The organism is Meiothermus sp. (assembly GCF_026004075.1).
In the GTDB taxonomy this organism is placed as follows: Bacteria; Deinococcota; Deinococci; order Deinococcales; family Thermaceae; genus Meiothermus.
Map to the genome: position 1 here is coordinate 423,765 of NZ_BPIK01000002.1, position 13,986 is coordinate 437,750.

The following is a 13,986-nucleotide window of genomic DNA, read 5'->3' on the forward strand; positions in this document are numbered from 1 at the left end:
CTATTCTAAAAACGTTTGGGCTCTAAGAGGCCCGACTGCAAGACCCCACAACTGCTATGGACAATGGCCTGAGCTTAGACCCCGTCGAGTTTTTGAAAGGCGCCCTGGAGATTCCCTCGGTCTCGGGGCAGGAGCGCGCGGTAGCCCAGTACCTGGCCGAGGGCATGCGAAGGCTGGGCTTTGCCAAGGCCTGGGTAGACGAGGCCGACAACGCCCGCGGTCAGATCGGCACGGGGCCGGTACAGGTGGTGCTTCTGGGCCACATTGACACCGTACCCGGCGAGGTGCCGGTGCGGCTCGAGGGCCAGAAGCTGTTTGGCCGCGGCTCGGTGGATGCCAAGGGGCCCTTTGTAACCTTCATTCTGGCCGCCGCCGGCCTGCCACCGGAGGTCCTGCAAAAGCTCACCCTGCACCTGGTGGGGGCCACCGAGGAAGAGGTGCCCAGTTCTAAAGGGGCCCGCTACGTGGTGGACAAGCTCAAGCCCGACTACGTGGTGATTGGGGAACCCTCGAGCTGGCAGGGCATCACCCTGGGCTACAAGGGCCGTCTGCTGGTGCGGGTGCGGCGCGAGAAGGACAACTTCCACTCGGCCCACCACGAGCCCAACGCCGCCGAGGAGCTCATCAGCTACTTTGTGAGCATCAAGGCCTGGGCCGAGGCCATGAACAGCGGCCAGGGGCCCTTCAATCAGGTGCAGTACAACCTGCGCGACTTCCGTATCGAACAACCCGACACCCGCCAGCTCGCCGAGATGAAGTTCGACCTGCGCCTCCCGCCCCGCCTCTCGGTCGAGGAGGCCATCCGCCACCTTTCGGCCTATGCCCCACCGGTTCTGGATCTCGACTTCTCCGGGCGCGAGGTGCCCTACGTAGGCCCCAAGGACACCCCCCTCACCCGCGCCCTGCGCATTGGCATCCGCCAGGCCGGGGGCGAGCCGGTGTTCAAATACAAAACCGGCACCTCCGACATGAACATCGTGGCCCCGCACTGGAAGGTGCCGATGGTGGCCTACGGGCCAGGCGACTCCACCCTCGACCACACCCCCAACGAGCACGTGGAAATACCCGAGTTCCTAAAGGCCATCGAGGCGTTGCGCATTGCACTTACCCGGCTGGCTAAGTAGCGTGAGAGTTTCGACGCGCTCAGCCGCCCTCTGTTTTGGCTGGAAGACCCCATCCCACCTGCCTCAGCGCCTCGTACAGCCCCACCCCCACCGCCACCGCCAGGTTGAGCGAGCGCCCGCCCCTGCCCGGCATGGGAATGGTCACGCCGGGAAAGCGCTCCAATACCTCGCTGGGGAGTCCACGGCTTTCCGGCCCAAACAAAAGGTAATCGCCGGGTTGGTAGCGCACCTCGGTATACAGCCGCGACACCTTGCTGCTAAAGGCCCAGATCCGGCCATCCGAGGGCAAGGTCTCCAGAAAAGCCCCCCAGGAGTCGTGCAGAACGTAATCTACCTCGGGCCAGTAATCCAGCCCGGCCCGCCGCAGTTTGGCGCTATTCCACTGGAAGCCCAGCGGACGAATCAGGTGCAGCTCGGCCCCGGTGGCCGCGCAGGTACGGGCGATGTTGCCGGCGTTCTGGGGAATTTCGGGCTGATAGAGCACCACCTTGAACATGGCCCGAATTTATCGCATCAATTCGGTTTGCGGCGGCCCCTTGAAAGCCGTTAGATTAAGATTGGCAACCCCAATTAACGGGATTCGCGACCAGAAGTAACGTGTGGGTGCACATTTCTGCACATCTTTTCAAATTTTCACTGCTACCTTCAGAAAAGAAGGATGGCGGCGTACCCCGAGATCGGACTCATGTTGCTGGCTGCGGTAGCCGGTTTGGCCACCTGGTGGCTGGCCAGGAGTGAGCCGGTCTGGCGCTGGGCCAGCCTGGGGATGCTGTTTTGGGGACTTCAGATCGGGGTAGGTCTCCTCGAGCGCCAGGCGGAACCCCAAGCGCCCCTTACCCTTTCGCACGCCCTACTGCTCATAGCTGCGCTGGCCTGGAAAGCCACTCTGCGCTCATTACCCCTGCGTGAAGCACCCCGCCTAACCCTGGCCCTGCTACCCTTTGCCGCACTTGTACCGGCTACCTTGTTTCTGGCTTATTCAGCCCAGCCTTCCCAGATGGTTCAGATGGTATGGCTGGCCGACCTGCTGCCCTTGTTGCTGGCGCTACCCCTCCTGGAAGCGGCCCTGCGGGGGCAGGCCAGCGAAAGCCGCCTGGTCTGGGGCTTGGGGCTATTGCTCAAGGCGGGCGGGAGCTGGGCCCTGGGGCTGGGCTGGCCCCCCCATGGGTTTGCGTATCTGGCCTGGGCTCTAGGCTTTTCCCTGATTGGCTGGGGGGGCTACCTCGAGGCCACCGAGTCCCGCCTGAGTAAAGGCACATTGGCCTCGGTACTTGTAGGACTACTGGGCAGTCTGGTGGTGCTGGGACTCGAGCCTCACGTCCAGCAACCCTTCCACAGCTTTTTCCTGGTGGGTTGGGGGTACGCCGTGATGTTCGTCCTAGCCGGCATCGGATGGGTGGTGTATTTGCGAATTAGCAGTGCCGAGCGGCAGCTCGAGCTCTGGATCAACCTGCTCGAGAGCCTCTCCAGCAAAGCCCAGTCCACCCAGAACCTCACGCCCCAAGGGGTGCTGCACAGCGTGATGGAGGGGCTCCAACCTCTGTACGGCAACCTGGTGGGGATCGAAGTGCGCTCCGACGTAACCATCCGGGCAGGGCAGAACGGCCCCTACGTGCACACCTTCGAGCTGGCCCTCGACACCCCTACCGAGGGACGGCTCTACTTTTCTGGCCCACCCAAAGACGAGCGTGGGCTGGAGGCCCTGGCCCCCCTGCTCACCGAACGGCTGCGGCTCTCCCTGGCCCTCAACGAATGGCGCAACAAAGCCTACACCGACCCCCTGACTGGGCTCTTGAACCGCCGCGGTTACGAGCGTCAGGTGCAAAGGCTGCTTCGGCGAGCAGGAGAAGAGGGTAAGCCCCTAAGCCTGGCTCTGCTGGACATAGACCACTTTAAGCAGATCAACGACACCTACGGCCACCCGGTCGGCGACAAGCTGCTTAAACAGTTGGCCGAGGTGCTGCGCAAGGCCAGCCGGAGCGACGACCTGGCAGTGCGATTGGGGGGAGAGGAGTTTGCGCTGGTGCTGTTCGGGGCCGACCTCGAGGACGCCTACCGGGTGCTGGAGCGCATCCAGAGCGAGGTGCGGGCCCTGCAGATCAGCCCCATCGCCTGGCGGCTGAGCATCTCGGCGGGGCTGGCCGGTGGTGAAATCCCCCCTTCGATGGCCACCGTGCAGCGCTGGCTCGAGCAAGCCGACCAGGCCCTCTACGAGGCCAAGCAAGCCGGACGGGATCGGGTCTACCCTGTTCCACCCTCCAGCCAGTTCCTGGAGGATTTGCTCGAGCTTTAAGGTTGGTGACCCAACCCAAGAACGCTTTGGTTACCACGCAGGATGTGCACCTGCACCCCCTCCGAGACCAGATGATTTCGCTTTCGCAAAAGCTGCTGCACCCCGTCTGTCATGCCAAATACCCTGCGCCCTTTCTCCCCCGGCCATAGAAAAAACCCTTCGGGCAAAGCCACCAGGTGCACCTGGGATGTCCGAGCTCGGGCACGTAAGGCACCTTCCAAAACCTTTGCCGAGGCCAGCATGGTTACGAGAATTAGGTTGGTACCAGGTTCCGGGTCGGGCACCGGCGTAGGGTTCTGCTGGGGCCGGGCTCGGCCCAGCTCAGCCAGCAGTCGCTGCTCGTGGATAGTGCCAAAGCCTACTGGTATAGACCTGCCTCCCAACGATAGCCCCACCGCCAGCCCCTCTTCGGACGCCGCACGGAGCAGACTGGCCGCCAGGCTGGAGGCATGCTCGAGGTAGACTTCCCCTACCCTGCCCTCCCCTTGCAAGTCCAGGTGCAGCCAGATTGCGCTGCTCTTGACCCGCTCGAACTCCCGCATCATTAGCTGTCCGTACCGGGCTGTGGCCTTCCAGTGCAGGTGTCGAAGCGGATCGCCAGGCGTGTAGGCCCGCACACCCACAAACCGGGTGGCATCCTCCATGCCCCCCTCGGCGGGGTGACCATCGGCCAGGAGGGTGCGCCTAAGATGGGGAAGCAATGCCGGATGTATCTCAGGATAGACCACCACCGCACCCCGCTCAAGGCTGAGGTGCACCTCGCGCTCGAGTACACCCAGCAAATCCCGCACAAAAACCCGGACACCGGGTAAGTGATGCTCCCCCCGGCGTCGCGCCAGCAGTAAAAGCTTGTCCTCCAGACGCCATCTCCCCCAGACCAAGGCCCGTCCGCCCCAGGCCATTACCCCCAAGGGGGCCGACCCATCCCCCTCGAGTCTGGCAAAAAGCGGAACCCAGGTTTGGAGCACCATCTGAACCTGGGCCTCGGCCTTCTGGCCCGAGAATAAAAAAGCCTTAGAGGTTACCGTGCACCGGGCTCGAGCCCACCGCGGCCCCAGCAGCAGCAGGCAAACAATCAACAGCGGTAGCAGCCAAACCCACATCGCCTCAAGCCTCAACCGGAACCGGAAGGCTTTGCAGAATTTCCTCCAGTACCCCCTCGGCTCTGGCCCCCTCGAGCCGAGCCTCGTAGTGCAGCAGCAGGCGGTGGGCCAGCACCGGCACGGCCGCCCTTTGAATATCGTCCGGTAGCACAAAGTCACGCCCTGCTATGGCTGCTTGGGCCTGGGCAAAGCGCTGTAAAGCCAGTGCCGCCCTGGGGCTTGCCCCCAGCAAGACCTGGGGGGCCCGCCGGGTGGCGTGCACGATGGCCAGCAGGTAGTCCTCGAGGTCGGGCTCGAGGTACACCTGCCGAACCTGTTGTTGCAACTGCACGATCTCCTGTGCGTTGGAAAGCGGCTCCAGGGCGGCTTCCGGGCTGGTTTCCCGCAGGCGGCGCAAAATCTCCCGTTCGGCCTCGGGTTCTGGATAGTGAAGACGCAGGCGGCAGATAAAGCGGTCGAGCTGGGCCTCCGGAAGACGGTAGGTTCCCTCCTGTTCGATGGGGTTTTGGGTGGCGATCACCCAGAAAGGCTGGGGCAGGGGATGGGTCTGTCCCTCCAGGGTAACCTGGCTCTCCTGCATGGCCTCGAGCAGGGCCGACTGGGTCTTGGGGGTGGCCCGGTTGAGTTCGTCGGCCAATAGCACACCCGTAAAGATGGGCCCCGGACGGAAGCGAAACTCGCCATTGTGGTAGATGTAAACCCCGGTTAGGTCGCTGGGAAGCAGGTCGGGGGTCATCTGTACACGGCGGAAGGATAGGCCCAGGCTGCGGGCTAAAGCCCGGGCTAGGGTGGTTTTGCCCGTGCCCGGCACATCTTCCAGGAGCAGGTGTCCCCCCGTCAAAAGGGCTGCCAGGGCTTGCTGAATCACCTCGGCTTTGCCCACAATAACCCGCTCTATCTGTTGCTCAATACGCTGGTACCAAGGTGCAATCATAGGGGTGGAAACCTCCGGGTTATCTCCTCGACCAGGCGGCGGGCCTCCTGGCCATGCTCGGGCAATGGTTTACCGCCATAACGTACCCGCTGGTAGAGCTCGAGCAGCCGAATCAGCGCATCTCTGACCTGGGGCTGTCGGGCCAAAACATCCTGCGCAAACCGGGCTGGGCTCGACGAAGGAGGCCTTGGCAAACCCAATTCCTGCATGCGCTCCTCGAAACTTCGGTAGGCCTCACGAATGGGGTCTTGTGGAGCGGTGCGGGGCCTGGGTGGGTGGTGTTTGACCGGGGTCGTGGGCAAATCGAGTTCCTCAGGTCGCTGTAGCTGCCACGCCCAGTACAGCATGCCCAGCAGCAAAAAGAACCCCGCCAAAGCCATCAAGAAAGCCAGCAAATATCCGGTTTCAGTAAAGCCAGGGGGTACACTGCGAGCCTGCCACTCCACCACCGGGGTAGCAGGCAGTCCCTCCCCACGCGGCCAAACCCATCCACCCCCCCAACCACTTCCCCGCAGCCCCGAGAGCAGCAGGGCCCAGGTAAGGGCCACCGCCAGAACCGGCAGCAGAAAAGAGCCCCGGCCCGGCGCACCCTTGGCTCTATTTCCCCAGAAGGTCAGCACCAGCACCAGAGCCACCATCAGAAGCATCGCCAGGTGCAACCCATCCAAGGCCCGGTTCAAAAAAGGTAACCAGGACTCGAGGGGCGAGCCAGCAGGGCGTACCCAGCGCACCGCAGGCCCCGAGGCCTCGGGGGCTTCCCGGATGGCGGGGGCCGAAGGTGTCTCGAGGGGCCGCGTCTGCTCGATTGGAGCTGCAGGGCTTGGCAGCCGCAGTTCCAAATGACCCATCCCAAGCACGAAAAGAGCGCCACAAAGCACCAGGGCCCCAAGGCCTGCCGGGTTCCACCAAAACCCGCGCCCGACGTTTTGGGCTTTGGACCACTCCCAAACCAGCCCCCAGACCAGATGTAACCCCAGCAGCAGAGCAAAAACCAAACCCGAAGGGTAGAAAATCAGCAATCCCAGACCTGGCCATAAAGCCCAGCGCTCCTGCCGCAGCATCTTGCCCACCATCACACCAAATATCCAAAGTAAAGAGGTGGTTTGGAACCAATTATTCCAGGCCTGTTCCCAGGAAGCCGGGGAAGTGAGCAGGTGCAAAAGACCCGGAAAAGCGGAAAACCATAGGAATCCATCCCGGTAATGGCTACGCCACAAAAGCACAAATAGCCCCATTCCCAACAGCAGCCCCAGGCGCAGCTCTGCTGCGGCCACACCCAGTAAAACACCCCCCAACCCCACCACCAGTGCCCACCGAGCCAACAACTCATTTGAAACTGTTTGTCTGGAAACGAAAAAACCCATAGCGGCGGATAAGTGGTTCAAACCTGCACCGAATCCTCAGACTATCTTAGGCCTTGACACGCAAAAAAAAAACAGCTAACCTAGAGCCTGCTAACTAGCTGTTCGTAAAAGCTCCACAGTTTTCGCTGTCATCAGAATCGAAAAAGCCAACCAGTGCCAACCTCGCAAGGTCTCAGCCAGCCGCTCATAGTCTCGCGCCAGCCTGCGAAACCGGGATGTCCAGGCAAACGAACGTTCCACCACCCAACGCTTCGGCAGCAGCACGAATCCTCGTTTGGCCCCTTCCACCTTGACCACACACAGGGCGATGCCTTCCGCCTCTGCCGCTTGTGCCGCTTCCTCCCCAGTGTAACCCTGATCCACAAAGGCCACTTCCACCTGCTCCCCCGTCACTTCCTGCACCTGTTGACTGAGGGCTCCCACCTGGGCCCGTTCCTGTTCACTGGCCGCCGTTACTACCAGGGCCAGCAGATGCCCCAGGGTATCTACCGCCAGGTGAACTTTGCTTCCCTTGCGTCGTTTGTACCCATCGTATCCGGCCCGCTCCCCACTTTGCGGGGTGGACTGTAGGGTGCGAGCATCGTAGATGGCAGCGCTGGGATGGGCGGCTTTGCCCTGGAGCATTCGCAGGGTCATGCGCAGGTCGTGTACCAGGTCTTCGAAGACCCCCCGGTTCATCCAGCGGTAGGCTTGCGCCTGAACGATATGGGGGGGTGGGAAGTCGTGGGGCAGGTAGTCCCACTGAGCACCGGTTCGAACCATCCAGCGCAGGGCGTTGAACACTTCGCGCAGGTCGTACTTGCGCTGGGGTGCTTCCAGCGGGGCGAGGGTCAAATAGGGCAGCACCAGAGCCCATTCCTCATCACGGACGTCCGATGGGTAAGCACGGCGGTTCATGCTCTAAACATAACTGCAGTGCCTGATTTGGGTAAGGTGGTTTGTAGATTCTAACGCACGAAAGGAGAGTTTATGAAGGTTGTCGTTGTTTTGACCTTACTTTCGGTGTTTGCAATTGGGGCCGTGGCTTGGTACAACGCAGCATCCCAGCCCGAGCAAACTGCATGCATGCGCATTCGGGACTGCCACTTCCCCGAAAAAGGCCCTCTTGTCGGCATTCCGACCATCTGGGGCTCCAAAGTGGTAAATATCTGATACCGTTTCCGCTTGAATCCTTCACCGCCATGCGTAGTCAGAGGTGAAGGATTCGAGCCGACCGAAGGGAGTAGGAGGGCATTCCGGCAGTATCGTTTGGACCTTCAAAAGTGAGCGATACCGCCAGAATGCGTATTACAGAAAGTTACTTCCGCAACAGCCGCACCACCTCGACCAGTTGCGCCGGCGTGGGGGGCTCGAGGTCGGCCTGGCACTGGGCCAGGTAGGCCTCCAGGATCTCCTCCCCCACCGATTCCAACGCGCTCTTCACCCCGCTCAACAGGGTGAGAATTTCCCGGCACTCCCGGTCTTCCTCCACCATCTTTTGCAGACCGCGCACCTGACCTTCCAGACGGCGCAACCGGTGGATAATACGGGTTTTTTCGTCCGGGCCAAAGCTGGCGTTGGGGGTGGGTTCAGAAGCGGTGGACATAGCAGATCCTACCGGGTGACGGGGTACCTACGGGACATCCAGGCCTGAATGCCGCCGGTTACCAGGTTTAGGTTCCGGTAGCCTTTGCCCATCAAGTACTGCACCGCCACCGCGCTGCGGTTCTGGGTGTTGCAGTGGATATAGACCGGCCGATCCTTGGGCACGCGGTTCCACCAGCGTTCAATCTCCTGCAGCGGCCAGTTGACCGCGCCCTTCACGTGACCCTGGGCAAACTCCTGGGGCGTACGCACATCAATCACGAACACCTTGGGGTTGGACAAAGCCGCCTTGAGATCGTCTACAGTGACAATCTTAGGCTGGGCCAGCCCCCAGGAGAGCAAGGTCAGGAGCAGAAGGGCTGCTAGCCTCATGCCACCACCCCAGCGCTGGCCTTGATGGCCGCCTCCACGAAGACCCGGTCGGGCTGCCCACCCAGAATGCGCTGCTGGGTCGTGCCGCTGATGATGGTATCGGGCACCCCCGAGATGTTGTAGCGCCTCGAGAGCTGGGGGAACTCGCTGGCTTCTACCCCTTCGGCGATGATATTGGGGTTGTGGTAGGCCAGCTTGTAGGTCGCCAGCACGGCCTGCGGGCAGTAGGGGCAGGTGGGGGTCACGAAGGCCTGCATACGTACCGGCGAGGCAACTTTTTGCAGATCGGCCTGCGACTTTTCACCCAGCTTGCTCTCGCCGGTGCCCAGCATCAGCAAGGTTTCGATCAGGGTGCTGAACTCGTAGCCAGCCGGCAGTCCCAGGAAGCGGATGTTGTTGCGGTTCGAGCCTTTTTCCCGCAGCAGAATGGTGGGTGCATAGCTCAGGCCCAAGGCCTGGGCCTCGGGGTCGGAGTGGATGGAGCGCTGCTCCAGGCTCAGGTGGGGGTTCAGGGCCACCACTTCCTTGAGCAGGCCCAGGGTTTCGTCCTGCAGCCCTACCTCCTGGCCGGGCAGCTCGAGGCCCGAGGTGGTAAAGACCACCACTTCCACGGGGTTCTGGATGGGGGCCAGCATTTCACGCACCTGGGCTTGAATTTTCTCGTCTAAAAACATGATTTCTCCTTTGGCGAGGGGCCACATATACCCCTACCGGTATGTTCAGTATACCCCCAGGGGATATATTTCGCAAGGGTGGTTGACCACTAGACTGAAAAGCATGTGGGGTTGGTTCAAAAATTTGCTGGGTCTGGGGGCCAGGGTGCCCCGGATTAGTGCGCTAGAAGCCCAGGAAAAGCTCAGGGCCGGGGCGCTTCTGATTGACGTGCGCACCCCCCTCGAGCGCAAACTAAGCAAAATACCGGGCTCCCAGGGCCTGCCGCTGGCCGAGCTGCCCAGGCGCTGGGAAAGCCTGCCCAAAGACCGGCCCATCATCTGCTTTTGCGAGAGCGGCAGCCGCAGCCAGCAGGCCGCCGAGTTTCTGGCCGAGAAGGGCCTCGAGGTCTACAACCTGGCCGGGGGAATTTCGGCCTGGCAGGCCGCGGGGTTGCCGGTGAAGAAGGGCGACTTGCAGCGCTAAAGTCCTCAAGCGGTCTTATTGGTGCAGAAAAACCCTACCCTGCTCGAGCGAGCTTTAGAGTGAGACATATGGAAGTATTGCTTTTAGCGTTTATCGCTTTTTTGATTTTATTAGGCTGGGTGTTCTTGGGGAAAAACCGGGATGGCTCCGCCCGATCCGCCTCGATTACTTACACCAAGAAACATGCCCTGCTCAGCCCTGCCGAGCGCTCGTTTTATGGTGTACTTCAACAAGCCGTTGGCAATACTTACCATATTCACGCCAAGGTTCGTCTAGCCGACCTTATCCAACCGGCCTCAAGCCTGTCCCGCTCAGACTGGCGTACAGCGCTCAATCGCATTGACCGCAAGCATCTGGACTTCGTTTTAGTAGATCCCAGCACCACCGAAGTGATGTATGCCATAGAGCTCGACGACAGCAGTCATAGTTCCGACAAACGCGTCCAACGCGACACTTTTGTGAATGCCGCTTTAGAATCAGCAGGTTTGCGCTTAATTCGTGTCCCAGCCAAGAGTGCCTACAGTCTGTCAGAGGTACGAAGTATGCTGGGCTTCGAAGCAAACCCACAATCCTCCGGCACGACAGCACCTGCAACCCCAACCTGCCCTAAGTGTGCTGCCCCAATGGTCAAACGCCAGGCCAGCCGGGGTGAGCACGCAGGTAAGCTCTTCTGGGCTTGTAGTCGCTATCCAGAGTGCAGATCGATTGTATCCATCAATAATTAAACGGCAGTACTGGGGACGGCTTACCCACCTAAAGCTACTACTCCGGCAAGCCCAGTCTTTTTGCCAGCGCCTTTACAGCCTGTTGGGTGGTGGGCGGCCCGTGCCCCACGTAGATCTTCTGGGCCTCGAGGCGGGCGATCTTCCCCACCGTGCGCCGGGCCTGTTGGGTGTCGTGGTTGACCATGGCCGGGGGAACCCAGGGGCCTTTCGCACCTACCCGCAGCGCGTCGGCGGCCAGCAAAACCCCTTCGCGCAGCAGGCCAATCTGACCGGGGGTATGGCCGGGCAGGTGCACCACCTGCCAGCCCATCACTTCCGCGCCTTCTTCAACGGGTGTCAGAGCTTCTCTGGGCACCGGCCGGGGGCTGTTGGCAATCCAGTCACCCAGCCAGGGAATGGGCGGAAAAGGTGGGCGGCGCGCTTCCCCGCTAATGAAGGGGATGTCGAGCGGATGGGCGTAGATGGGCAGCCCGTAGCGCTCCCAGAGCATCCGGGCCCCGCCCACATGGTCGAGGTGGTGGTGGGTGAGCAGCAGGGCCACCGGCCTGCGCCCCCCCAGGTGCCGCAGCAGCCTTTGGTTCTCCTGCGGCATGCCGGAGTCCACCAGCAATAAACCCTCCGGGGTGTCCAGCAAGTACAGGTTGGCGGTCAGCGAAAAAACTTGCATCAAGGCTTTATTGCTTCGCCAATCGTCTGAAGCGAAACCCCCATCTCGGCCAGGGCCGCCCGGATGGCCGCAGCGTCAATGCCGGCCTCGCGGTGCATGCGGGGAATGGAGCCGTGGTCGTAGAAGACATCCGGCAGGCCCAGCACGCGGATATCGGGTTTCAGGCCCAGTTCATTGAGGGCTTCCAGTACCGCGCTGCCAAAGCCCCCCATCTTCTGGTGGTCTTCGGTGGTCACCAGCTTGTAGCCCTCGAGGGCCAGCGCTTCCAGCATCCCCTTGTCCACCGGCTTGAGGAAACGGGCGTTGATGACGCCAATCTCGGGGTGATCCTGGGCGGCCTCGAGGGCATACTTGAGGGTCTTGCCAAAGGCCAGTATATAGGCCCTGGAGCCCTCCTTCAGCACCTCCCAGCGGCCCCACTCGATCTCGGGCCAGGCCCCCTCGGGGACTTTTTCCACGTTGTCGCGGGCGTAGCGGATGGCGATGGGCCCGCCCAGCTCCAGGGCCTTCTTGAGCATGGCCCGAAGCTCCAAAGCATCCTTGGGGGCAGCAATCTGCACGTTGGGCACGGTGCGCAGGTAGGCGATATCGAAAACCCCGTTGTGGGTGGCCCCATCGCCCCCCACAATCCCGGCCCGATCCACCGCAAACACCACCGGCAGGTTCTCGATGGCGATGTCGTGGATGATCTGGTCGTAGGCCCGCTGCATAAAGGTTGAGTAAATAGCCAGCACCGGCTTGAGGCCCCGCAGGGCCATACCCGCCGCCACCGTGGCCGCCACATCCTCGCAGATGCCGGTGTCCAGGTAGCGCTCGGGGTGGGTCTGGGAGTACTTCACCAGCCCCGAACCCTCGCGCATGGCCGGGGTGATAACGAAAAGCCGGGGCTCCTTATGGGCCAGCTCGGTCACCGCGTCGCCGAAGGCCGCCGACCAGGAGTAGCCCTTGCTCACCTTCTCGGGGTTCTGGGGGTTGAAGCCGGGCGGCCCGTGCCAGTAGATGGGGTCTTCCTCGGCCACCCCGTAGCCCTTGCCTTTCTGGGTCACGATGTGCAGCAGGGTGGGGCCGTCGAGTTCTTTAATCTGCTCCAGAATGTGAATCAGGCCCGGCAGGTCGTGCCCGTCCACCGGCCCCACGTAGCGGATGCCCCAGGCGTAGAAGGGGTTCTCCTGGTGCAGCATCAGCTTGGCGGCCTCCTTGGCCCGGTCTACCAGGTTGAAGAGCCGGGGCGAGATGCCCTCCAGAACATGCTTGCCCCACTTCTGGGTGTCCTGTACCCACTTTTTGGTCTGGTACTCCTTGAAGTAGCGGTTCAGAGCCCCCACGTTCTCCGAGATGGACATCTCGTTGTCGTTGAGAACCATCAGCAGCCTGGGCTTACGCTCGCCAATCACATTGAGCGCAGCCAGGGCCATCCCGCCGGTTAGGGCCCCGTCGCCGATGATGCCCACCACGTGGTAGTTTTCGCCCAGGGTATCGCGGGCAATGGCCATGCCCAGGGCATTGGCCAGCGAAGTGGAGGCGTGGCCCACCGTAATCGCGTCGTGCTCGCTCTCCGAGACCTTGGTAAAGCCCGAGATCCCCCCTTCCTGGCGGATGGTATGGATGACTTCCTTGCGCCCGGTCAGAATCTTGTGGGCGTAGGCCTGGTGGCCCACATCGAACAACAGGCGATCCCTGGGCGAGTCGAAGACCCGGTGCAGGGCCACAATCAGCTCCACCGCCCCCAGCGAGGAGGCCAGGTGGCCGCCGTTCTGGGCGCACACCCGGATAATCTCGCTACGCAACTCCTCGGCCAGTTGCAGCAGCTCTTCTTGCGAGAGGGTTTTTAGGTCTTGCGGTTGGTTGACCTTTTGCAGAATCACATATGCCTCCCAAAACGACCCGGTGATAACCCGACTGTCGCGCGTATCCTGTTCACAACTCTAGGGGTTTGTGGGCCGCTTGCAGTACCCCAGGGAACAAAGGGCCGTGCCCGTTGGTTGGCGATTGGTCTATTTGAAGTTGCGGTCAATCAGCGAAAGCCCACCCTGGTCGCTGAAGTTCACCGAGCTGTAGATCTCGCCCACCCCAGGGTAAAACCAGATCTCGAAGCCCTCCCGCAGGCTGGGGTTTCGGGGGTCGCGCACCTCCCAGGCGATGCGGAACACCTCGAAGCTGCCCGCCGGTACGGTCACGTTGGACTTGCCCAGCACCGTGTAGGTGTAGTCCAGCACCCGGTCGCTCACCCGGGTCACGTTGTTGCCGGTGCGCAGCTCGATGACCTCGCGGGTCTGGCCGCCCCAGCGCGCCCCTGCCACCAGGCTGGCCTGGGGCGGGTATTCCTGGATGGGGGGGGTGTAGCGGGTCACCTGGAGCCGGTCGAAGTCTTCCATGCCCAGGAGCCGCACCCCGCTGGCGTCCACCTGGCGGTAGTAGGAGCGCTCGAGGCCCCGTCCGCTCAGGCGGTAGCGGATGGCCGGCTGGCCCTCAAAGGTGGTGGGGCCCAGCACCGATAAACGCACCGGCGGGTCGCCCAGGGAAGCCCGGGGCGGGAGGTAGACCCAGTCCAGCCCCGGCTGGGAAGGGTAAAAACCCACCGGGCCCTGAATGAGGGCGGTATTGGTCTGGGGTTCGGTGGCGCGGGGTGCACAGGCCCCCAGCAGCAGCAGTAGTAGCAGGGCAATTCGTCGCATCGCCCCAA

Annotated in this window: 16 protein-coding genes; 5 read left to right on the plus strand and 11 right to left on the minus strand. The window is 62.1% G+C overall.

The annotated features are described in order from the left end of the window. Positions 1-56 precede the first annotated feature (56 nt). Positions 57-1,124 carry a [LysW]-lysine hydrolase gene (locus tag Q0X18_RS14480; protein WP_297563603.1) on the plus strand — a complete coding sequence of 356 codons (1,068 nt, stop codon included), beginning with the start codon at positions 57-59 and terminating at the stop codon, positions 1,122-1,124. A gap of 19 nt (positions 1,125-1,143) precedes the next feature. Here Q0X18_RS14480 and Q0X18_RS14485 read toward each other — a convergent pair whose 3' ends face one another. Then, positions 1,144-1,620 (minus strand): tRNA (cytidine(34)-2'-O)-methyltransferase, encoded by a 477-nt coding sequence (locus Q0X18_RS14485; RefSeq protein WP_297563605.1) that lies wholly within the window; start codon positions 1,618-1,620, stop codon positions 1,144-1,146. A gap of 162 nt (positions 1,621-1,782) precedes the next feature. Here Q0X18_RS14485 and Q0X18_RS14490 point away from each other — a divergent pair, with 162 nt between their 5' ends. Beyond that, entirely contained in the window at positions 1,783-3,417 is a 1,635-nt protein-coding gene (locus Q0X18_RS14490) for a GGDEF domain-containing protein (protein ID WP_297563606.1), read from the plus strand. Here the strand turns inward: Q0X18_RS14490 and Q0X18_RS14495 are convergent. From Q0X18_RS14495 to Q0X18_RS14510, 4 genes are all read right to left on the minus strand, one after another. Further along, positions 3,414-4,520, minus strand: a complete 1,107-nt coding sequence (locus Q0X18_RS14495) for a DUF58 domain-containing protein (protein WP_297563607.1) — start codon at positions 4,518-4,520, stop codon at positions 3,414-3,416. The genes Q0X18_RS14490 and Q0X18_RS14495 overlap by 4 nt on opposite strands. Before the next feature lie 4 nt (positions 4,521-4,524). Then, the gene (locus Q0X18_RS14500; protein WP_297563609.1) at positions 4,525-5,454 is read right to left on the minus strand and encodes a MoxR family ATPase; all 930 of its coding nucleotides are present in this window, start codon (positions 5,452-5,454) and stop codon (positions 4,525-4,527) included. Then, positions 5,451-6,776 carry a DUF4129 domain-containing protein gene (locus Q0X18_RS14505; RefSeq protein ID WP_297563610.1) on the minus strand — a complete coding sequence of 442 codons (1,326 nt, stop codon included), beginning with the start codon at positions 6,774-6,776 and terminating at the stop codon, positions 5,451-5,453. The genes Q0X18_RS14500 and Q0X18_RS14505 overlap by 4 nt, the downstream gene beginning before the upstream one ends. Positions 6,777-6,908: 132 nt before the next feature. Next, positions 6,909-7,715, minus strand: a complete 807-nt coding sequence (locus tag Q0X18_RS14510) for an IS5 family transposase (protein ID WP_119342530.1) — start codon at positions 7,713-7,715, stop codon at positions 6,909-6,911. Positions 7,716-7,787: 72 nt separating this feature from the next. Between Q0X18_RS14510 and Q0X18_RS14515 the strand changes: the two genes are divergently transcribed. Beyond that, positions 7,788-7,970 (plus strand): hypothetical protein, encoded by a 183-nt coding sequence (locus Q0X18_RS14515; protein ID WP_297563612.1) that lies wholly within the window; start codon positions 7,788-7,790, stop codon positions 7,968-7,970. 145 nt (positions 7,971-8,115) lie between these two features. On the opposite strand, the gene Q0X18_RS14520 is transcribed toward Q0X18_RS14515, so the two are convergent. Genes Q0X18_RS14520 through Q0X18_RS14530 form a run of 3 tightly spaced genes read right to left on the minus strand, consistent with a single transcriptional unit; the run spans position 8,116 to position 9,448 of the window. Next, positions 8,116-8,403, minus strand: a complete 288-nt coding sequence (locus Q0X18_RS14520) for a metal-sensitive transcriptional regulator (protein ID WP_297563613.1) — start codon at positions 8,401-8,403, stop codon at positions 8,116-8,118. Between the two features lie 8 nt (positions 8,404-8,411). Beyond that, positions 8,412-8,774 (minus strand): rhodanese-like domain-containing protein, encoded by a 363-nt coding sequence (locus Q0X18_RS14525; RefSeq protein ID WP_297563614.1) that lies wholly within the window; start codon positions 8,772-8,774, stop codon positions 8,412-8,414. Next, the gene (locus tag Q0X18_RS14530; protein ID WP_297563615.1) at positions 8,771-9,448 is read right to left on the minus strand and encodes a thioredoxin family protein; all 678 of its coding nucleotides are present in this window, start codon (positions 9,446-9,448) and stop codon (positions 8,771-8,773) included. The genes Q0X18_RS14525 and Q0X18_RS14530 overlap by 4 nt, the downstream gene beginning before the upstream one ends. A 103-nt stretch (positions 9,449-9,551) precedes the next feature. On the opposite strand from Q0X18_RS14530, the gene Q0X18_RS14535 reads away from it, so the two are divergent. Beyond that, positions 9,552-9,911 carry a rhodanese-like domain-containing protein gene (locus Q0X18_RS14535; RefSeq protein ID WP_297563616.1) on the plus strand — a complete coding sequence of 120 codons (360 nt, stop codon included), beginning with the start codon at positions 9,552-9,554 and terminating at the stop codon, positions 9,909-9,911. Between the two features lie 68 nt (positions 9,912-9,979). Beyond that, complete coding sequence (locus Q0X18_RS14540) at positions 9,980-10,636, plus strand: DUF2726 domain-containing protein (RefSeq protein WP_297563618.1); 657 nt, start codon at positions 9,980-9,982, stop codon at positions 10,634-10,636. A 37-nt stretch (positions 10,637-10,673) separates the two neighbouring features. On the opposite strand, the gene Q0X18_RS14545 is transcribed toward Q0X18_RS14540, so the two are convergent. The 3 genes from Q0X18_RS14545 to Q0X18_RS14555 form a co-directional block, all read right to left on the minus strand. Then, positions 10,674-11,303, minus strand: a complete 630-nt coding sequence (locus Q0X18_RS14545; RefSeq protein WP_297563620.1) for an MBL fold metallo-hydrolase — start codon at positions 11,301-11,303, stop codon at positions 10,674-10,676. Continuing rightward, positions 11,303-13,168, minus strand: a complete 1,866-nt coding sequence (dxs, locus tag Q0X18_RS14550) for a 1-deoxy-D-xylulose-5-phosphate synthase (RefSeq protein ID WP_297563622.1) — start codon at positions 13,166-13,168, stop codon at positions 11,303-11,305. The genes Q0X18_RS14545 and dxs overlap by 1 nt, the downstream gene beginning before the upstream one ends. A gap of 129 nt (positions 13,169-13,297) precedes the next feature. Continuing rightward, the gene (locus Q0X18_RS14555) at positions 13,298-13,978 is read right to left on the minus strand and encodes a hypothetical protein (RefSeq protein ID WP_297563624.1); all 681 of its coding nucleotides are present in this window, start codon (positions 13,976-13,978) and stop codon (positions 13,298-13,300) included. Between the last annotated feature and the right edge of the window lie 8 nt (positions 13,979-13,986).